Genomic DNA, 18,266 nt, shown 5'->3' with positions numbered 1-18,266 from the left:
GTGACCTCCCCGCGCAGCCGCAGCGACTCGATCCGTGAGGACGAGGAGCTGCGGCTGCCGCGTACGCCCGGGATGATCCGTCGCTTCTGGGCGCGGCATCCGATCGTCGCCGACGTGCTGATCGCCCTTCTCTGCCTGGCGCTCTCGCTGGTGCCGGCCGGCATGATCGCACCGTTCGCGCCCGGCGACACCTCCGCCCCGACAGCCGACGCGGCTCCTGCTCTGGTGTTCCAGTCGGTGTCGATCTCCATCGTCGTGATCGGCGCGTGCGCCCTGCTCGTTCGACGGCGGCAGTGGCCGGTCGCGGCATTCGTGGCCGCCGTCGCCGTCTCGGTGTCGTATCTGTTCGTGTCGGTGCCGACAGGCGGGCCTCTGCTGCTCGTCACCAGCTACTCGCTCGCCGTGTACCGTTCCTCGCGCGCCTGCTGGCGCGGCCTCGCCATCGCCATCGCCGCGCTGGCGATCATCGCATTCGCGCTGGAGCGCGGGGGCGTGATCACGTTCCAGACCGCGGCGAACGCGGTCATCGGCGAACTCATGCTCGGACTCATCGGAGCGCTCATCGGAGTGAACGTCGGCGGCCGCCGGCGTTACATCGAAGCCGTCATCGACCGCTCGCGCCAGCTTCTGGTGGAGCGGGATCAACAGGCGCAGCTGGCCGCCGCCGCCGAACGCGCCCGTATCGCCCGGGAGATGCACGACATCGTCTCGCATTCCCTCACCGTGATCGTCGCACTCTCCGAGGGCGCGGCCGCCACCCCCGACCATGAGCGCGCGCGCAGAGCTGCGACGGCTTCGGCGACGACGGCCAGAAGCGCACTCACCGAGATGCGCGCCATGCTCGGCGTGCTCCGCAGTGATGATTCCCCTCTCCCCCTGGCACCTTTGGAGCCGGTGCAGCCGCACGACACCGTCGCGAGCGCGCAGCGAGCCGGCTATCCGGTGACGCTGGCGGTGAGCGGGAAGGCAGACATTTCCCCTGCCGTCGCCCACGCGATCGCGAGGATCGTGCAGGAGGGCGTGACGAACGCCATGCGCCATGCGCCCGCCGCGACAGCGATCTCTGTGCGAGTCGACCACACACCGGACACCGTGATCATCGAGATCCTCAACGACGGTGTCGCCGGGACTGTCGGCACCGGCGGCTTCGGCCTGCGCGGTCTCGCCGAGCGCGCCGCCCACGTCCGGGGACGTCTGCACTCCGGACCGGCCGCGGGCGGACGGTGGTCTTTGCGGGCCGACCTTCCCAGCGGTGCCCATCCCGATGATGCCGGGCAACCGGTGAAGGAGACGAAATGACGGGGCCGATCCGAGTTCTGCTCGTCGACGACCAGGAACTCATCCGAGTGGGATTCCGTATGGTGCTGGAAGCCGAGCCTGACATCGTCGTGGTCGGGGAGGCCGGTGACGGCAACGCGGCCATCGCGGAGGCCGCGCTGCTGCAGCCGGATGTCGTGCTGATGGACATCCGGATGCCGGGGCTGGACGGAATCGCTGCGACCGAGGCGATCGTGCGAGAGCATCCGGCCAGCCGCGTGCTGGTGCTGACCACGTTCGACCTCGACGAGTACGCCTTCGGGGCGATCCACGCCGGAGCCAGCGGATTCCTCCTGAAGGATGCCCAGCGTCACGAACTGACCTCCGCTGTGCGCGCGGTGCACCGCGGCGACGCAGCCCTGTCGCCGCGGATCACACGCATGCTGCTGGAACACGTATCGCCGAGGCTGGGGACGGCAACGGCGACAGCAGACGTCGGCGACGATCCCGTCACCGAATCGCTCACCGAAAGGGAGCGGGAGGTGTTCCTGGCGATCGCACGCGGGATGACCAACGCCGAGATCGGCGAGACCCTCTACGTCAGCGAATCCACCGTGAAGACGCATGTCGGGCGGGTGCTGACCAAGCTCGGCGCGCGCGATCGCATCCACGCCGTCATCCTCGCCCACCGTCTGGGCTACGTCGGCGACGAGGCGATGCCGCCGTCCGAGTAGACCTCGACGGTGTTCGCCGCGCCCTACAGGCACTCGAGGGCCTTGCGGGCGTCCTCGATCGCGCGCTCGGCTGATGCGAGGCGCTCCTGCACGATCCCCTGTTGCTCTTCGGCGCGGGCCATCTCTGCTCCCGCGTTCTCGATCTGGGCGCGCACGCGTGCGAGTTCGGCCTCGAGCTCGGCCGCCCGTGCCGAAAGTTGCGCGGCGCGCCGCGCGGTGTCGCGGACGTCGCGGTCGGCCTTCCCCTGGTCGCGTTCGGCGCTGGCCAGTTCCCGCTCGGCCGTATGAACCGCCTGCTCGGCCTGCCTGCGTTCCCGACGCGCTCGAACCTCATCCACCGGCACCGGCGAAGCGGGAGGCGAGTCCGAGAGCCCCCCGGCGACCGAAGCGGCCAGATCGATGGGACTGGACGGCTCCAGTTCGCGGATGAGCCGACCGGATGCGGCGGCACGCGCCGCATCCGGATCGAAGAAGGCGGCGGTGATCGTCTGGCGGATGGCGTCCACTGTGCTGGCGGAGATCTGCGCTCCGCGCGTCGTGGCCAGTTCCGCCGCCCGCTCTGCGAGCCGCCCGGTGAGTGCGCGCCGTTGGCGCCCCAGCGCCGCCAGGGTGGGCGCATCGAGGTCCGCCTGCGCCTCTCGCAGCTCCTCTGCGAGTTGGAGGGCTTCGCCGAGTTCACTCGCACGCTCCTGTGCGAAGACGTTGACCGCCCAGGCGGCGATCGACGGCTTCCGGAGTGCGCGCACCTGGGTGGCGAGATCGTGATCGCCGATCTCTGCGGCACGAGAGTTCCGCGCCGTGGTGAAGTCGGCGGGCGGAGCGGAGTAGAGCTCGGCCGCGATCTCCGCGAGTGCTGCTCCGGTCTCGATCTCCATCGCTCCGCTCCTGCCACGAGAAGTCAGAGCCGACTACGGGATTCGAACCCGTGACATCCTGTTTACAAGACAGGTGCTCTACCAGCTGAGCTAAGTCGGCGAGCGGCGCGCTGGGCCGTTGCGTCACCGAGTCTACGACAAGCGACGCGGACCGAGCCGCCAGGGCCCGCGCGCTACGGCGCGGGGGTCTCCGTCGGGGCCGGGCTTCCCGTGGCGTTCGGCGCCGGTGTCGGCGTCGCGTAGTAGGCATCGCTGGCGACGGTGAGGATGAACTGCGAGAACTCGGCCGGATCCTTGAGGGCGCCGACATAGGCCTCACCGTTCGCGACGACCATCGGCGCCGAGGTGAGCACGAGATCGTCCGACCCGGCGAGGGGGCCTTCGAGCGCTCGAGCCGTCGCGTCCTTCGCCCAGGTCAGGAAGTCCTGCTGTTCGATGCAGGAGCGCACAGCCTTGGCGTTGTCGACTCCGACAGCGCCCGCGAGGTCGGCGAGCTCGACGTCGGAGAGCCCGTCGCTGTCCACTTCGGGCTGGTCGTTGAGCAGGTCGTGATTGAACGCGTAGAACTGCTCCGGCGAATGCGTGGCCACGCACGCCGCGGCGGCCGCAGCACGCAGGGAGTACTTCGTGCCGTTCGAGCTCGCGGTGAGCAGCGACACCGGGTGATAGGTCACCGTCACGGCGCCCTCCGAGATCCAGCTCGCCAGCTGGCGGGCGTTGGCGCGCTCGAACTCGCCCGCACCGGGCGAGAGGTAGTCGACGTAGATGTGGATGTCGACCTGTCCGGAGGTGGACGGCTCGGGCGTCGGGGTCGCGGTCTGCCCTGCCTCGTCCGGCGCGGGTGTCGGCGAGGCTGCCGCGTCCGATGCTCCGGCGGCGTTGATCTCGGTGACGGCGACGCCGTCGCCGTCCATGCCGGTCGGCGTCAGCTGCGGCTTGCTCACCGTGGAGTTCACGGCCATCGCGACAGCGGTTCCGATCGCACCGACGGCGACGAGCGCGACGGCACCGATGATGATCCGTCGCATCATGCGCGCCCTGCTCTGCTGCGCGTGCACTTGCTGTGCCTTCTCCCGCACGGCCTCGCGCGAGTTGCGCGGCGTGGGGACGTTCGGCGTTTCGTCGCTCGACATCGTTCCTCTTGAAGTCTCGTGGGGGCGGGACCCCGATCGCCGTACGGGGCGGCGATCGCCGCGCGTAGGCGGCCGGTTTCGATGTTAACCAGGCTGGCTGGGAAATACCCAGGTGCGCCGTTTCATGCCATACTGATCGCGACCCAAAGAAGGGTCCCGGTGGGTCACTCCACCGCTTCCATCACAACGGATCGTCCGGCACGTACCTGCCGGTGAGGAGAAACAATAATGGCATCTGTAACTTTCGACGACGCGACCCGCCTGTACCCCGGCGGCACCCGTCCCGCAGTCGACAAGCTGAACCTCGAGGTCGGAGACGGCGAGTTCCTCGTCCTGGTCGGCCCCTCCGGTTGCGGTAAGTCCACGTCGCTCCGCATGCTCGCGGGCCTTGAAGAGGTCAACGCGGGTCGCATCCTCATCGGCGACCGCGACGTCACCGACGTGCCGCCGAAGGACCGCGACATCGCGATGGTCTTCCAGAACTACGCGCTGTACCCGCACATGACGGTCGCCGAGAACATGGGCTTCGCGCTCAAGATCGCCGGCGTCAACAAGGACGAGCGGGCCACCCGCGTTCTCGAGGCGGCGAAGCTCCTCGACCTCGAGGACTACCTCACGCGCAAGCCGAAGGCGCTCTCCGGTGGTCAGCGTCAGCGCGTCGCCATGGGCCGTGCCATCGTCCGCCAGCCGCAGGTCTTCCTCATGGATGAGCCGCTGTCGAACCTCGACGCCAAGCTCCGCGTGCAGACCCGCACGCAGATCGCGTCGCTGCAGCGCCGCCTCGGCGTCACCACCGTCTACGTCACGCACGACCAGACCGAGGCGCTCACGATGGGTGACCGCATCGCGGTCCTCAAGGACGGTCTCCTCCAGCAGGTCGGCACGCCCCGTGACCTGTACGAGAAGCCGAACAACGTCTTCGTCGCCGGCTTCATCGGCTCGCCCGCGATGAACCTGTTCAGCGCCGACCTCGCCGAAGGCGGCGTCCGGTTCGGAACCGAGGTCGTTCCGCTCGAACGCGACACCGTCGGCCGTGCACACGGCAGCCAGGTCACCGTCGGCGTGCGTCCCGAGGACATCGTCGTCGGACCGGCAGACGGCAAGGGCCTGTCCGTCGTCGTCGATCTCGTCGAGGAGCTCGGCGCAGACGGCTACCTCTACGGACACACCGAGATCAACGGCAAGCGCGCCGACCTCGTCGCACGCGTCGACGGCCGCAGCCACCCGAACGCCGGCGAGACGGTCACGCTCGCGGCGTCCGCTGGTCACGTGCACGCGTTCGACATCGAGTCGGGCGAGCGCCTGAACGACAAGCCGGTCATCTCGTCGTCTTCGGCTTCCTGAGTTCCACACCCCTCGCGGCGCGGGCGACCCTCGGGTCGTCCGCGCCGCGTCGTTTCACCCCGGAGAGCACATGCAGGATGCACTGAGGATCACCGCCAGCACCGTCGACCCCGGACTGCTATCGCTGCCCTGGTCGATCACCTTGGCGAAATGGCCCTCGGAGCACATCGTTTCTCTCCCGAAGGGTCTCTCGCGTCATCTGGTGCGCTTCGCGGATCTGTCCGGGCGGGTCATCGCCGTCAAGGAGACGACGACGGAGATGGCGCAGCGCGAGTACGACATGCTCGGCAATCTCGGACGCCTCGACGTGCCGTGCGTGAGTCGCGTCGCGGTGATCGCCGGGCGGACGGATACGGCGGGCGAACCTCTCCCCGCGGCCCTGGTCACCTCGCATCTCCGTTTCTCGATGCCGTACCGTGCGCTGTTCACCCGCGTGCTCCGCCCAGACACCGCCACCCGCCTCGTCGATGCCCTCGCGCTGCTCCTGGTCCGGCTGCACAACGTCGGCTTCTACTGGGGAGACGTCTCGCTGTCGAACACCCTGTTCCGACGCGACGCGGGCGCATTCGCCGCCTACCTGGTCGATGCCGAGACCGGAGAGCTGCACGAGGAAGGTCTCACCGACGGGCAGCGCGCGTACGATCTGGACATCGCCAGGACGAACATCGCCGGCGAGATCATGGACCTGGCTGCCGGCGGCCGTCTCGAGCACGGCGTGGATGCCGTCGCGATCGCCGACGGTCTCGTGTCGTCGTACCGCTCGCTCTGGGCGGCACTCACCGCCGGTGAGTCGTTCGCCGCCGCCGAGACATGGCGGATCACCGAGCGGGTGGAGCGTCTCAACGCTCTCGGTTTCGACATCGACGAGATGTCGATGTCGACGACTGCGGATGGCACTCTCGTCGAGATCCAGCCGAAGGTGGTAGATGCCGGGCACCACCAGCGCCGCTTGATCCGGCTCACCGGACTCGACGTCGAGGAGAACCAGGCCCGTCGACTGCTGAACGATCTGGACGAGTTCCGTGCCCGCTCGACCAAGCAGTGGGTGGACGAGGAGATGTACGCGCACGAGTGGCTGACGCGCGTGTTCGAGCCGGTCGTGCGCGCGATCCCGTACGAGCTACGGGCGAAGCTGGAGCCGGCCGAGGTGTTTCACCAGGTGCTGGAGCACCGGTGGTACCTCTCCCAGGCGCAGGGCCGCGCCGTGCCCCTGGCCGAAGTGCTGACGAGCTACATCAACGATGTGCTGCGGCACCGTCGCGACGAGGCCACGATCATGGGCCCGCCGACCGAGACCATGAGCCTCCCGGTCATCACCGGTGCGACGCCGGTGTCCGGCGACGATGAGGACGACGTCGACTGGCGCGATCTCGTCTAGTAGCCGACGGTGAACCGCCCGCGGCGGTGCTTCGGCTGCTCGACCTCATCGACGACCGCGATCGCGAAGTCCGCTCCCGAGATGAACGACTGGCCCTCGGCGTCGCGGACGATCACGTCGCCACCGTCGCGGTAGCGCCCGGTTCGCTCACCCTCGGCCCACGGTCCGAACACCTCGGCCGGATGGATGAAGAACCAGTCCAGCCCGGCATCCGCGCCTTCCAGCAGTGCGAGCGAGTCGATGCCCACCTGAGCCTCGTGCTTGTACTCCTCGGGGAAACCCTGGTCGAAGAGCCGAGGGCCGCCAGGCGCGACAAGGCTGCCACCGGCCCCGCCGACCACACCGAGCCGGGTGGCTGTGCCGGTGAACCTCGTGATCAGGCTGGAGACCACACCGAGCATCTCGTGCTCCATGTCACCGCGCGGCGAGAGAGACGAGACGACCGCATCTGCCCCGTCGAAGACGTCGCCGAGCGAGGCGAGATCGAGTACGGATCCCTGAACGCTCAGGGCGCCGTCGACCGGGTCCGACGGCGTCGACCGGGAGACCGAGATCACCTCATGCCCTCGACTCACCGCCTCGGAGACGATGTGGCGGCCGGCGTAGCCGGTTCCTCCGAGGACGACGATGCGAGCCATGCGGTTTCCTTTCGGGAGGGTGTGCTTCTAGCGGGCGGCGCGGATCGTGGCGACCTGGTAGAGCGCGACAGAGGTCGCGATACCGGCGTTCAGCGATTCGGTCGCCGCGTTGATCGGGATCGAGACGATCTGGTCGCAGGTCTCGGTGACCAGGCGCGAGAGGCCCTTGCCCTCGGAACCGACGACGATCACGACGGGCCGGTCGGCGAGCTCAAGATCCGGGAGCGAGACGTCGCCGTCGCCGTCGAGGCCGAGCACGAAGACGCCCTGCTTCTTGAACTCCTTGAGCTGGGTCGTCAGGTTCGTCGCGAGCGCGACCGGAATACGTGCTGCCGCTCCGGCGCTCGTCTTCCAGGCTGCCGAGTTGACGCCGGCCGAGCGACGCTGCGGGAGGATGATCCCCTGGCTGCCGAAAGCAGCGGCCGAGCGGATGATCGCGCCCAGGTTGCGCGGGTCGGTGACCCCGTCCAGTGCGACGAACAGCGGCACCTGGCCGCGGCTGATGACCTTCTCGAGCAGGTCCTGCGGGTGCGCGTACTCATACGGCGGAACCTTCAGGGCGACGCCCTGGTGCACACCGTCGAAGCCGGCCATCCGGTCGAGTTCCTGTCGGGTGACCTCGAGCACCGGGATGTTGCGGTTCGTGGCGATCGACAGCATCTCCTTGACGCGGTCGTCCATCTCCACGCGCTGCGCGATGTAGAACGCCGTCGCCGGGATCTTCGCGCGGAGCGCCTCGAGCACAGAATTGCGCCCGGTGACCGTCTCGGTGTCGGAGGTGTTGTCCTTCGCACGAGCGGAGCGGTTCGGGCTGCCGCCGGATGACGAACGTGCGCCCGGCTTGCCCTTGCCACCCGAGGCCGCGAAACGCTCGGCCGCAGCCTTGCGCTTCCCCGCGGGGTGCCAAGCGCGGTCCTCCGCCTTCGGAGTCGGTCCGCGCCCTTCGAGCGCCTTGCGGCCGAGGCCACCGGTGCCCTTCAGCGGGCCCTTCTTCTTGCCGTTGCTTGCGCCGGGGCGCTGAGGCTTAACCATCGATACTCCAATGTGTTCCGTCCGGGCCGTCTTCGAGCGTGATGCCCGCAGCCGCGATCGCGTCGCGGATGCGGTCAGCCGCAGCCCAGTCCTTGTCTGCGCGTGCCTGTGCACGCTGGGTGATCATCGTCTGCACGAGGGTGTCGAGCGCGGAGGCGGATGGTCCGCCGTCCGTCGTTCGCCACTCTCGCGACAGCGGATTGATTCCGAGGATGTTCGTCATCTGAGTGACGTCCATCACATCCTGACTCGCTGCGGCGTGCTCCCCCGCGTCGAGGAGAGCATTGCCGGAGCGGATGCTGTTGTGGATCGCCGCCAGAGCGCGAGGAACGGAGAGATCGTCATCCATCGCCTCGACGAACTCGTTCGGAAGACCTTCCTTGGCCTCGCCCCAGCCCGGCTTCGCCATTCGCGTTCCCCGCTCGAGGAACGCGCGGATGCGCCCGATCGCCGCCTCCGCCTCTGCCCACGACGAATCCGACAGGTCGATGTTCGATCGGTAGTGCGCAGCGGCCAGTGCGTAACGCACCACGAGCGGGTCGTGCGCGGTCAGCACGTCGGCGGCGAGCGTGAAGTTGCCGAGCGACTTCGACATCTTCTGACCGTTGACGTTGACCAGGCCGTTGTGCACCCAGTACCGCGCGAATCCGTCGCCGGCAGCCGTCGACTGGGCCAGCTCGTTCTCGTGGTGCGGGAAGCGCAGATCGAGGCCACCGCCGTGGATGTCGAACTCCGCGCCGAGATAGCGCTTCGCCATGGCCGAGCACTCGATGTGCCAGCCGGGCCGCCCAGCGCCCCAGGGCGATGCCCAGGTCGCATCTGCCGGCTCGTCCGATTTCGCACCCTTCCAGAGGGCGAAGTCCTGCGGGTTGCGTTTTCCGCGCGGGTCCGCGTCCTGCGCGGCTTCCATCGCGTCGACCGACTGGTTGGTGAGCGAGCCGTAGTCGGCCCAGGAACGCACGTCGAAGTAGACGTCCCCCGAACCATCGGATGCAGGGTACGCGTGACCGCGCTCGATGAGCGCCGCGATGATGTCCTGCATCTGCGGGACGGATGCTGTCGCCCTCGGCTCATAGGTGGGCGCGAGGATGCCGACTGCGGCATATGCGGCGGTGAATTCCCGCTCGAACCGGAAGGCGAGCGCCCACCACGGTTCGGCGTCCGTGTGATTCGCCAGCACCTTGTCGTCGATGTCGGTGACGTTGCGCACGAAGGTCACACGACCGTGACGGCGCTCGAGCCAGCGGCGCAGCAGATCGAAACTCAGCGCAGCGCGGACGTGCCCGATGTGCGGGCCGGACTGCACCGTCGGACCACAGACGTACATCGTGACGTTTCCGGCGTCGAGCGGCACGAAGTCGCGCAGCTGCTGTGCGCGGGTGTCGTAGAGGCGGAGAGTCACCGCTCAAGCCTACTCGGCCCGCTCGCTCGTCCCCTGAGTGTGTCCCGCGCCCTTCAGCGCGGCGGTGATACCGGCCGCGGTGACCGCTCGTAGGTGACGACGTTCACCCTGCCGCGGAAGGCGGTGCGTCGTTCGACTTCGGCGTACCGACCGCCCTGATCGACCAGTTCCAGCACTCGCTGGTAATCCTGCATTCGCGGGTTGAACTCCTGAATCAGCGAACCGTCGAGCGCCAGCAGCCGGATGGTGCCCACCCGCGGGGTGTTCACCGTGTACCGCGCGATGTCGCCGTTGCGCAGATGCCTCTCCGCACTCCCGATCCGCACCGTGAGAGTGTCGGCATCGCGACGCAGGTGCACGCGCTGCATCGACACCGCGGCGAGCGCGATGAGCGGGATGAAGACGACCGCTCCGACGAGCATCCCGGTGCCCTTCGCACCACCTGCGGCCATGTCGTTGACGATCTCGGCGAGCGCATCGAAGTTGATGATCATCAGCGTGAGCACCACGACCAGGTACGCCAGGCCGAGCACCAGGATGAGGGTGCGGCGCGGCTGTCGGAAGGAGAGCTCGTTCATCGGGACTCCTCGGCCGGGTACACCATCGCGATGGCTGTCACGGAGATGCCCTCGCCTCGCCCAGGGAATCCCAGCCCGTCGGTCGTCGTCGCGGTCACCGACACCGGCACTCCGCCGAGCGCGGCAGAGAGCACCTGTTCCGCTTCCGATCGACGAGCACTGAATCGCGGGCGGTTGCCCTGGAACTGCGCGGAGACGTTCCCGATCGTGAACCCCGCGTCCGCCAGCAGGTCCCGGGTGCGGGCTAGGAAGACCTCCGCGTGCGCGCCCGCGTACTCGGGGTGGGCCGTGCCGAAATGCTCTCCGATGTCGCCGAGTCCCGCCGCCCCCAACAGGGCGTCGACAATCGCGTGGGCGACCGCATCTCCGTCGGAGTGTCCGGACAGCGGCTGCTCCCCCGGCCACTCGAGACCGGCGAGCCAGAGATTCCCCTCGCCTCCGAATGCGTGCACGTCGGTGCCGATGCCGACGCGCGGGATCGCGGCGGCGGGGGCCGGAGCCGCGGACAGCAGCTGCCGAGCGCGCACCAGATCGGCAGGGGTGGTGATCTTGAACGCGCGCGCCGCCCCGTCGATGTGTCGGACCGCATGGCCCGCTGCGGCGAACAGCGCTGCATCATCGGTGTACTCCGCGCCCGAGGCGAGAGCCGCCGCGTAGGCGGATTCGAGGTGTCCGCGCGGGAACCCCTGCGGCGTCTGCGCCGCGGCGAGCTCCGACCTGTCCACGGCACCGACGACCGCGCCGCCGTCGACCTTCTTGAGGGTGTCCACCACCGGCAGCGTGGGAATGACTCCCGTGTCGTCCGTCACGGCGGCGGCGACGGCGTCGATGAGCGACGACGGCGTCAACGCTCGCGCCGCATCATGCACGAGCACGGTCGTCACGTCGCCCCAGAGCGCGGCGAGCCCCGCCGCTACCGACTCCTGACGCGTGCCACCGCCCGTGACGACACGGCCGAGATCGCTCCTCCCGCCCGCGGCGGCGAGCAGTTCGGTCTCGGCATCCCCCTCGAATCCGGCGGGGGCGACGACGATCACCTGTGCGGGTGCGGCCGCGAAGACGCCGTCGAGCGCATGCCGGAGGATCGGGCGGCTGTCGATGCCGACGAAAGCCTTGGGTGCCCCCGCATCGAGGCGGGTGCCGGAGCCGGCCGCGACGACGATGATGGCCACGTGGGGCACGGGAAGCAGAGTCACACGCACACGTTACCGGCGACGACCGGAAACGACGAAGAGGGCGGATGCCGAAGCATCCGCCCTCTTCATGAAAAGTCCCGGTCGTTACGAGGCGAGAACCTCGTCGAGCACGGCACCAGCCCTGTCTTCGTCGACCTTCTCGGCGAGTGCGAGCTCGGAGATGAGGATCTGGCGAGCCTTCGCCAGCATCCGCTTCTCGCCCGCGGACAGGCCACGGTCCTGATCGCGACGCCACAGGTCGCGCACGACCTCGCTGACCTTGATCACGTCGCCGGAGGCGAGTTTCTCAAGATTCGCCTTGTAACGGCGCGACCAGTTCGTCGGCTCCTCGGTGAACGGGGCACGCAGCACCTCGAACACATGGTCGAGGCCCTCCTTGCCGATCACATCGCGGACGCCGACGAGGTCGACGTTCTCCGCCGGCACCTCGATGATCAGGTCGCCCTGCGTGACGTTGAGCTTCAGATACTTCTTCGTCTCGCCCTTGATGATGCGATCTTTGACCTCGATGATGGTCGCGGCCCCATGGTGCGGATAGACGACTGTTTCGCCAACCTCAAAAAGCATAAAAACGTGTCCTTTCGGCAACCTCAAGGATACCACAGGGGATATGCGCTAAGGTTCGCGCCTCATCGTCTCCGATCCCCCGCGCGCATACCCATAGAATGGATCACGGACACCCCGCCGGACCTCAGGAGGACCCGTGAAATCGCGCCTTGTCGCCGCTGCTGCTGTCAGCGCCCTCGTTCTTCTCGGCGCAACGGGGTGCACCTTCCTCACGCCTCAGGCGACGACGATCGAGTATCCCTCGTCCGACGGCGTGAACGTCTCCGACGCCGACGGCCCTCTCGTCGTCCGCAACGCCTTCATCGTCGCCACCGAGGACGGCTCCATCGGCAACCTCGTCGGTGCGATCGTGAACCCCACCGAAGAGCGCGCCACGATGACGATCACACTCGCGGGCATCGCCCCGTTCGTGGTCACCGTCTCGGCCGGCGAGACGATCAGCCTCGGCGCCGACGCTGAGCCGCTGCGCATCATCGACCTCGACAGCATGCCCGGCTCCACGGTCGAGATCCACTTCCAGTCCGGAGATTCCACCGGCACGAAGGCCGAGATCCCCGTGCTGGACGGATCCCTCCCCTACTACGCAGACCTGGTGCCTTCCGAGGCGAAGCCGGTATCCGTGCCGGAGAGCACCCCCGTACCGGTGCCGACCGACACCGCGACGTCCGCTCCTTCGAACTGACCTTCCAGAACGAAAGAAGAGGCCGGTCACCCCACGGGGTGACCGGCCTCTTCTCGTCTGAGCGGGCGCGGAGCGCGCCCGCGAGGGCTGGCCCTCAGCCCTCGAAGCGGTATCCGAGCCCGCGAACCGTGACCAGCATCACCGGCTCGCCAGGGTTGACCTCGATGCGCGAACGGATGCGCTTGATGTGCACGTCGAGCGTCTTCGTATCGCCGAAGTAGTCGCTCCCCCACACGCGATCGATCAGCTGACCGCGCGTGAGCACCCGCCCGGAATTGCGCATCAGGACCTCGAGCAGTTCGAATTCCTTGAGCGGCATGTTGATCAGGTCGCCCGCAACCGTGACCGTGTGGCGGTCGATGTCGAGAGACACGCGCCCGCCGTCCAGCACACGCTCATCGAGCTCGCTCTCGGCCTGCACGACTCTGCGCAGCACCGCGCGCATTCGCGCGAGCAACTCGCGCGAGGAGTACGGCTTCGTGATGTAGTCGTCGGCGCCGAGTTCGAGCCCGACCACGATGTCGACCTCGGAGTCCTTGGCCGTGAGCATGATGATCGGCACGGCCGAGGTCGAGCGAATCTGACGGCACACCTCGGTTCCCGGCATCCCCGGGAGCATCAGATCGAGAAGCACGATGTCCGCGCCGCGCTCACGGAAGGCGGTGAGGGCTCCGGGACCGTCCTCCGAGATCTCGACCTCGTAACCCTCGCGACGCAGCAGATAGGCGAGCGGGTCGGCGAGATCGGGCTCGTCCTCGACGAGAAGGATGCGGGTCATATGAGTTCTCCGTTTCGGGTGCGCGCGGATACGGCAGCTTTGGCGGCCTTCGCCGCTTTGCGTGCCTGCTTCTTCTCGCGCTTCTTGCGCTTCTGGTCCAGGTCGACGAACTCCGGCGCATCGATGCGCGGCAGCCGGATGGTGAAGGTGGAGCCGCGTCCCGGCCGCGACCACAGGAGCACCTCGCCGCCGTGGCGCTGCGTCGCGTGCTTGACGATCGACAGGCCGAGGCCGGTGCCGCCGGTGCGGCGGGAGCGGGCCTCGTCGGCGCGGTAGAAGCGCTCGAAGATCCGCTCGCGATCGGTCTCCGAGATGCCGATGCCCTGATCCGCGACGGCGATCTCCACGATGTCGCCGTCGGCCTTGACCCCGACGCCGACGCGCGAGCCGCGAGGCGAGTAGACGATGGCGTTGGCGATGAGGTTACCGACCGCTTCGATGAGGATCTGCGCATCACCGCGCACCCACACACCGCGGTCGCCGCCACGGGTGAGCTCGACGCCCGCGGAATCCGCCTGCACGCCGTTCGCTTCGATCGAGGCGGTGATCACCTCGTCGATCGCGACCGGATTCACCTCTGCGAGGCCGTCTGCCGCCTGCAAGCGGGAGAGGCTCATGATGCGGCCGGTGAGCTGACCGAGCCTGGTCGCCTCGGCGAGGATCCGCGCAGCGAAGATCCGCACCTGGGCGGGATCGTCTGCCGCGGACTCGATCGCCTCGGCGAGGAGACTGACAGCACCGACCGGCGTCTTCAGCTCATGACTGGTGTTGGCCACGAAGTCGGTACGCATCTGATCGAGGCGCTCCTGCTCCGTGACGTCGCGGATGATCAGCAGCATCAATCGTGAGCCGAGCACGCTCGCCCTGGCTGAGACAAGGCGGGGATCGAGACTGAGTCCGCCGCGGGTGATCCGCATCGTCTCGGTATCGGTTCCCCCCGTCGACCGCACACTGCGCACCAGTTGACGCAGCTCCTGATTCTCCAGATTCGCACCGACGTCGATTCCGAAGCGGGTCGCGGCATGCGACCGCGCGAGCACGAGCCCCGACGTGTCGACGACGCAGGCGGCGTCATCCATGCTGCGCAGCACGTCCGCGACACCGTCGGGGACGACGACCGAGGTCTCTTCCTCGGCGCGAGCTCGGGCACGGTACGCCCACACCACGATCATCGACAGGCCGACACCGATGACCAGGCCGATGGCCAGTGCGATCAGGGCGATCTGCGGCGTGCTCATGGCTCAAGCGTAGAGTGTGTTCACCGGGCCGCTGACGGGTTTCCTGGCCATCCACGCGGTCAGCGAAGTACTGTTCATATGCTGGGCACCGTTCGTTAACCTTCGAGGCACAGAATCGCTTCGGGCCTGTGCGGCAGCTCAGCCCAACCTCTCGGCCGGATGACGCCCGTCGAGACATGAATGAAAGGTTGCGCCGCCATGCGCGAAGTCTTCCACCAGTCCCTCGAGGATCTGCAGTCCAAGCTCGTAGAGATCGCTGACCTCGTCACGGTGTCGATCGACAAGGCGACGCGTGCGTTCGCGACGAGCGATGTGGCGTTGGCCGAAGAGGTCATCGCCGACGACGCCAACATCGACGCCCTCGCCATCACCCTCGACGAGCAGGCCATCGAGATCCTCGCCCGTCAGCAGCCGGTCGCGCGCGATCTGCGCATCGTGGTGACGGCACTCCGGGTGAGCGCCTCGCTGGAGCGCATGGGCGACATGTCCGAGCACATCGCGCAGCTCGCCCGACTGCGCTTCCCCGAGCGCGCCATCCCGAAGGGCCTCAAGGGCACTTTCGTGAAGATGGGCGAGCTGGACGTCGAGATCTCCCGCACCCTGTCCGAACTGCTGCGCACGCAGGACCTCCGTTACGCCGACATCATCCGCAACGCGGACGACGATGTCGACGAGTTGCACGCCACCGTGTTCGAGAAGGTCCTCAGCGACAACTGGAAGGGCGAGGCGACGGCGACGGTCGACGCGACGCTCGCCAGCCGCTACCACGAGCGCTTCGCCGATCACGCGGTCGCCGTCGCGAAGAAGGTCGTCTACCTCGCGACCGGCGACTGGCAGGTCGACGAGCAAGACATCCCCCTCGCCGTCGAGCAGCAGGTGCAGGGACACGCGTAGCCACCCGTTCGGGGCGGCTACGCGCTCGTCACCGCTCTCGCCGATCCCCCGTCGGGGACGACCTCGCGTCGTCCCCGACGGGGGATTTCGGCTCGCGACCGAAGTCTGTCGCCAACCACTGCTCCACTGACTCCTCGGGGAACGCCCGCTCCGCCGCACGCTCGGACCCACTCTCGGCGTCACGGATGCGATCGAGTCGGAACAATCGCCAGGCATCCCGATCCACGTCAAAACCGACGAGGTACCAGCGATTGCCCCGCAGGACGTGCCGGTACGGCTCCACCTGCCTCAGCGACGCACGCTCGCGGCTGTCCCTGTAGGCGAACCGCACCCGCGTCGCGTTCGCGACAGCATCGGCGAGCACCCCCATCGTGGCCATGTCGATCGCCGGACGATCCGCGTGCAGCACCTGGGTCGACAGGGACACGGCGCGCGCCCGTCGCGCCAGCCGCGGCGGCAGCAACGACGTCAGCTTGGCGGCCGCAGATGCGGCGGCTTCATCGGCGGGTTCCCACGCGGCGAGCATCCCGAGTCCGACCGCGACTGCGGCGATCTCATCCTCGCTGAGCAGCAGCGGCGGGATCTTCACGCTCGGGCGCAGCCGATAACTCGCGCCAGGACCTGTCCGGGCGCTCACGTCATATCCGAGGTCGCGCAATCGCCTGGCATCACGCCGCACCGTGCGTTCGCTCACCTCGAGTCGTCGAGCGAGCATGTCGACGGGCAGCTCGCCTCCTCCTTGCAAGAGCGAGAGCAACTGCAGTGCGCGTTCCGTCGGCGTCGCCATCCGTCCAGCCTCGCACACAGATACGGACAGGATCAGGCCTTAACTGCTCGTATCGTGAGGGACCACGGACGAAAGGAGCGATCATGCGCATCGCAATCACCACCCCCAACGGCCACGTCGGACACCACCTCGCACGCGCCCTCGTCAGGGCGGGAGTGCGGCCCCTCCTCGTCATGCGCGACAGGAGTCGAATGGACGACGAGCTGCGGGAGGTCGCTGACGTCGCCGAAGCCGACTCCCTGAACGCCGGGGAGGTCGTTGACGTGACTCGCGGCGTTGACGCCCTGTACTGGGTCGACCCGCCGTCGATGAACGACGACCCGCTCGCGGACTACGCGAGGGCGACCGAGGCTGTGACGGCCGCGGTCACCGCCAACGGCATAGGTCGGGTCGTCTTCCAGAGCAGCGTCGGAGCCGAGAAGCGCCACGGCGCCGGCGAGATCGACGGGCTCGCCGCGACGGAGATGGCCCTGGATGAGCTCGACATCTACGTCACGCACCTGCGCTGCGGATATTTCTTCACGAACCTGGTCATGCAGCTCGACGCGATCCGGTCTGGAAGGATTCCGGTGCTGCTGCCGCCAGACTCCCGGATGAGCTGGGTGGCCCCGCGAGACATCGCGGACGTGGCCGCCGGCCTGCTCCTGAGCACGTCATGGTCCGGACGCCGGGTGCAGGCCGTCCACGGACCTGCGGATCTCAGTTGGAACGATGTCGCCGCGATCTTGGCGACGGAACGAGGAACTCCCGTGAAGGCCGAGCAGATCGCGGACGATGAGATGCGACGCATCTACCTGTCTGCGGGCATCTCGCAGTCCGCAGCGGAAGCACTGCTCGGCATGTCAACGGGACTGCGCGACGGTTTCACACCGGAACAGGCTCGCACGGTCGTGTCGACCACGCCCACCACTCTGAGATCGTGGGTCAGCGAAGAACTGACCCACGATCTCTGATGGCTACTTCTTGCCCTGCGCAGCGACCGCTGCGGCGCCGGCTGCGGCGGCCTCGGGGTCGAGGTAGCGGCCGGGTCCGGTGGGGACGTTGTTCTCGTCGAGCTCATACACCAGCGGGATGCCCGTGGGGATGTTGAGCTCGGCGATGTCGTCATCGCTGATGCCCTCGAGGTGCTTGACGAGACCGCGCAGCGAGTTGCCGTGTGCCGTGACGAGCACGGTCTTGCCCGCCTCAAGGTCGGGAACGATGGCGCTCTCCCAATAGGGCAGCATCCGATCGATGACCAGCTTGAGCGACTCGGTGCGCGGCACCTCGCCGTCGATGCCGTCGTAACGCGGGTCGTTCACCTGGCTGAACTCGCTGTCGTCGTCGAGCAGGGGCGGCGGCACATCGAAGGAACGACGCCACAGCTGGAACTGCTCCGGGCCGAATTCCGCGAGCGTCTGGGCCTTGTCCTTGCCCTGCAGCGCGCCGTAGTGACGCTCGTTGAGTCGCCAGGAGCGGGTGACCGGAATCCACAGGCGATCGGCCGCATCGAGCGCGATGTTCGCGGTCTGGATCGCGCGGCTGAGCAGTGAGGTGTGCAGGACGTCCGGGAGGATGCCGGCTTCGGCGAGCAGCTCGCCGCCGCGCTGAGCCTCTGCCTTGCCCTGCTCGTTCAGGCGGACATCCACCCAACCGGTGAAGAGATTCAGTTCGTTCCACTCGCTCCGGCCGTGGCGGAGCAGGATCAGGGTGCGCGTCGCAGTCATGCGGCCAGTTTATCGGGGAGGTCGTCGACCACGCCCGCGGGCTGGAA

Annotated in this window: 19 protein-coding genes and 1 tRNA gene; 7 read left to right on the top strand and 13 right to left on the bottom strand. The window is 68.0% G+C overall.

Annotated features, from left to right (window positions below; all coding sequences use genetic code 11):
* The gene (locus MRBLWO13_RS10495; protein ID WP_341973920.1) at positions 1-1,299 is read left to right on the top strand and encodes a histidine kinase; all 1,299 of its coding nucleotides are present in this window, start codon (positions 1-3) and stop codon (positions 1,297-1,299) included.
* Positions 1,296-1,991, top strand: a complete 696-nt coding sequence (locus MRBLWO13_RS10490; RefSeq protein WP_341973918.1) for a response regulator transcription factor — start codon at positions 1,296-1,298, stop codon at positions 1,989-1,991. Before MRBLWO13_RS10495 ends, MRBLWO13_RS10490 begins: the two co-directional genes overlap by 4 nt.
* A 23-nt stretch (positions 1,992-2,014) precedes the next feature.
* Here MRBLWO13_RS10490 and MRBLWO13_RS10485 read toward each other — a convergent pair whose 3' ends face one another.
* The 3 genes from MRBLWO13_RS10485 to MRBLWO13_RS10475 all read right to left on the bottom strand — a co-directional run bounded on the left by MRBLWO13_RS10485 (position 2,015) and on the right by MRBLWO13_RS10475 (position 3,999).
* Entirely contained in the window at positions 2,015-2,866 is an 852-nt protein-coding gene (locus tag MRBLWO13_RS10485) for a transposase (protein ID WP_341973917.1), read from the bottom strand.
* A gap of 27 nt (positions 2,867-2,893) precedes the next feature.
* A tRNA-Thr gene (locus MRBLWO13_RS10480) sits at positions 2,894-2,966 on the bottom strand.
* Positions 2,967-3,039: 73 nt separating this feature from the next.
* Positions 3,040-3,999, bottom strand: a complete 960-nt coding sequence (locus MRBLWO13_RS10475) for a thioredoxin domain-containing protein (protein ID WP_341973916.1) — start codon at positions 3,997-3,999, stop codon at positions 3,040-3,042.
* Between the two features lie 228 nt (positions 4,000-4,227).
* Between MRBLWO13_RS10475 and ugpC the strand changes: the two genes are divergently transcribed.
* Positions 4,228-5,343, top strand: a complete 1,116-nt coding sequence (gene ugpC / locus MRBLWO13_RS10470) for a sn-glycerol-3-phosphate ABC transporter ATP-binding protein UgpC (RefSeq protein WP_341973915.1) — start codon at positions 4,228-4,230, stop codon at positions 5,341-5,343.
* Positions 5,344-5,413: 70 nt separating this feature from the next.
* Positions 5,414-6,721, top strand: a complete 1,308-nt coding sequence (locus MRBLWO13_RS10465; RefSeq protein WP_341973914.1) for a DUF4032 domain-containing protein — start codon at positions 5,414-5,416, stop codon at positions 6,719-6,721.
* On the opposite strand, the gene MRBLWO13_RS10460 is transcribed toward MRBLWO13_RS10465, so the two are convergent.
* From MRBLWO13_RS10460 to MRBLWO13_RS10435, 6 genes are all read right to left on the bottom strand, one after another.
* On the bottom strand, positions 6,718-7,359 hold the full coding sequence (locus MRBLWO13_RS10460; RefSeq protein ID WP_341973913.1) for an NAD(P)H-binding protein: 642 nt from the start codon (positions 7,357-7,359) through the stop codon (positions 6,718-6,720). The two genes, MRBLWO13_RS10465 and MRBLWO13_RS10460, sit on opposite strands and share 4 nt — an antisense overlap.
* Positions 7,360-7,386: 27 nt before the next feature.
* The gene (gene rlmB / locus MRBLWO13_RS10455) at positions 7,387-8,391 is read right to left on the bottom strand and encodes a 23S rRNA (guanosine(2251)-2'-O)-methyltransferase RlmB (protein WP_341973912.1); all 1,005 of its coding nucleotides are present in this window, start codon (positions 8,389-8,391) and stop codon (positions 7,387-7,389) included.
* On the bottom strand, positions 8,384-9,793 hold the full coding sequence (gene cysS, locus MRBLWO13_RS10450) for a cysteine--tRNA ligase (RefSeq protein ID WP_341973911.1): 1,410 nt from the start codon (positions 9,791-9,793) through the stop codon (positions 8,384-8,386). Before cysS ends, rlmB begins: the two co-directional genes overlap by 8 nt.
* Positions 9,794-9,846: 53 nt before the next feature.
* Positions 9,847-10,371, bottom strand: a complete 525-nt coding sequence (locus MRBLWO13_RS10445; RefSeq protein WP_341973910.1) for a hypothetical protein — start codon at positions 10,369-10,371, stop codon at positions 9,847-9,849.
* Positions 10,368-11,567: a 2-C-methyl-D-erythritol 4-phosphate cytidylyltransferase gene (gene ispD / locus MRBLWO13_RS10440; RefSeq protein ID WP_341973909.1), complete on the bottom strand. Its 1,200-nt coding sequence runs from the start codon at positions 11,565-11,567 to the stop codon at positions 10,368-10,370. The genes MRBLWO13_RS10445 and ispD overlap by 4 nt, the downstream gene beginning before the upstream one ends.
* A gap of 84 nt (positions 11,568-11,651) precedes the next feature.
* The gene (locus MRBLWO13_RS10435; protein ID WP_341973908.1) at positions 11,652-12,134 is read right to left on the bottom strand and encodes a CarD family transcriptional regulator; all 483 of its coding nucleotides are present in this window, start codon (positions 12,132-12,134) and stop codon (positions 11,652-11,654) included.
* Positions 12,135-12,270: 136 nt separating this feature from the next.
* Between MRBLWO13_RS10435 and MRBLWO13_RS10430 the strand changes: the two genes are divergently transcribed.
* Positions 12,271-12,816, top strand: a complete 546-nt coding sequence (locus MRBLWO13_RS10430; RefSeq protein ID WP_341973907.1) for a DNA modification methylase — start codon at positions 12,271-12,273, stop codon at positions 12,814-12,816.
* Positions 12,817-12,910: 94 nt separating this feature from the next.
* Here the strand turns inward: MRBLWO13_RS10430 and MRBLWO13_RS10425 are convergent, their stop codons facing one another.
* On the bottom strand, positions 12,911-13,594 hold the full coding sequence (locus tag MRBLWO13_RS10425) for a response regulator transcription factor (RefSeq protein ID WP_341973906.1): 684 nt from the start codon (positions 13,592-13,594) through the stop codon (positions 12,911-12,913).
* Positions 13,591-14,832, bottom strand: coding sequence for an ATP-binding protein (locus tag MRBLWO13_RS10420; RefSeq protein ID WP_341973905.1), 1,242 nt, complete (start codon positions 14,830-14,832; stop codon positions 13,591-13,593). Before MRBLWO13_RS10420 ends, MRBLWO13_RS10425 begins: the two co-directional genes overlap by 4 nt.
* A gap of 198 nt (positions 14,833-15,030) precedes the next feature.
* Between MRBLWO13_RS10420 and phoU the strand changes: the two genes are divergently transcribed.
* Positions 15,031-15,726, top strand: coding sequence for a phosphate signaling complex protein PhoU (phoU, locus tag MRBLWO13_RS10415; RefSeq protein WP_341973904.1), 696 nt, complete (start codon positions 15,031-15,033; stop codon positions 15,724-15,726).
* A gap of 28 nt (positions 15,727-15,754) precedes the next feature.
* Here the strand turns inward: phoU and MRBLWO13_RS10410 are convergent, their stop codons facing one another.
* Entirely contained in the window at positions 15,755-16,513 is a 759-nt protein-coding gene (locus MRBLWO13_RS10410; protein ID WP_341973903.1) for a WYL domain-containing protein, read from the bottom strand.
* Positions 16,514-16,596: 83 nt separating this feature from the next.
* On the opposite strand from MRBLWO13_RS10410, the gene MRBLWO13_RS10405 reads away from it, so the two are divergent.
* Entirely contained in the window at positions 16,597-17,466 is an 870-nt protein-coding gene (locus MRBLWO13_RS10405; RefSeq protein ID WP_341973902.1) for an NAD(P)H-binding protein, read from the top strand.
* A 3-nt stretch (positions 17,467-17,469) separates the two neighbouring features.
* On the opposite strand, the gene MRBLWO13_RS10400 is transcribed toward MRBLWO13_RS10405, so the two are convergent.
* On the bottom strand, positions 17,470-18,219 hold the full coding sequence (locus MRBLWO13_RS10400; protein ID WP_341973901.1) for a phosphoglyceromutase: 750 nt from the start codon (positions 18,217-18,219) through the stop codon (positions 17,470-17,472).
* Between the last annotated feature and the right edge of the window lie 47 nt (positions 18,220-18,266).

The organism is Microbacterium sp. LWO13-1.2, assembly GCF_038397725.1.
GTDB lineage: Bacteria > Actinomycetota > Actinomycetes > Actinomycetales > Microbacteriaceae > Microbacterium.
This window is presented reverse-complemented; position numbering and strand designations above follow the sequence as displayed.

Excerpts from the sequence above, each read along its gene's own strand:
- MRBLWO13_RS10475 (WP_341973916.1), bottom strand. The coding sequence starts at position 3,999 with ATGTCGAGCGACGAAACGCCGAACGTCCCCACGCCGCGCAACTCGCGC.
- ugpC (WP_341973915.1), top strand. The coding sequence starts at position 4,228 with ATGGCATCTGTAACTTTCGACGACGCGACCCGCCTGTACCCCGGCGGC.
- MRBLWO13_RS10485 (WP_341973917.1), bottom strand. The coding sequence starts at position 2,866 with ATGGAGATCGAGACCGGAGCAGCACTCGCGGAGATCGCGGCCGAGCTC.
- MRBLWO13_RS10405 (WP_341973902.1), top strand. The coding sequence starts at position 16,597 with ATGCGCATCGCAATCACCACCCCCAACGGCCACGTCGGACACCACCTC.
- phoU (WP_341973904.1), top strand. The coding sequence starts at position 15,031 with ATGCGCGAAGTCTTCCACCAGTCCCTCGAGGATCTGCAGTCCAAGCTC.
- MRBLWO13_RS10465 (WP_341973914.1), top strand. The coding sequence starts at position 5,414 with ATGCAGGATGCACTGAGGATCACCGCCAGCACCGTCGACCCCGGACTG.
- MRBLWO13_RS10400 (WP_341973901.1), bottom strand. The coding sequence starts at position 18,219 with ATGACTGCGACGCGCACCCTGATCCTGCTCCGCCACGGCCGGAGCGAG.
- MRBLWO13_RS10410 (WP_341973903.1), bottom strand. The coding sequence starts at position 16,513 with ATGGCGACGCCGACGGAACGCGCACTGCAGTTGCTCTCGCTCTTGCAA.
- MRBLWO13_RS10490 (WP_341973918.1), top strand. The coding sequence starts at position 1,296 with ATGACGGGGCCGATCCGAGTTCTGCTCGTCGACGACCAGGAACTCATC.
- MRBLWO13_RS10445 (WP_341973910.1), bottom strand. The coding sequence starts at position 10,371 with ATGAACGAGCTCTCCTTCCGACAGCCGCGCCGCACCCTCATCCTGGTG.
- MRBLWO13_RS10425 (WP_341973906.1), bottom strand. The coding sequence starts at position 13,594 with ATGACCCGCATCCTTCTCGTCGAGGACGAGCCCGATCTCGCCGACCCG.
- rlmB (WP_341973912.1), bottom strand. The coding sequence starts at position 8,391 with ATGGTTAAGCCTCAGCGCCCCGGCGCAAGCAACGGCAAGAAGAAGGGC.
- MRBLWO13_RS10420 (WP_341973905.1), bottom strand. The coding sequence starts at position 14,832 with ATGAGCACGCCGCAGATCGCCCTGATCGCACTGGCCATCGGCCTGGTC.
- MRBLWO13_RS10435 (WP_341973908.1), bottom strand. The coding sequence starts at position 12,134 with ATGCTTTTTGAGGTTGGCGAAACAGTCGTCTATCCGCACCATGGGGCC.
- MRBLWO13_RS10460 (WP_341973913.1), bottom strand. The coding sequence starts at position 7,359 with ATGGCTCGCATCGTCGTCCTCGGAGGAACCGGCTACGCCGGCCGCCAC.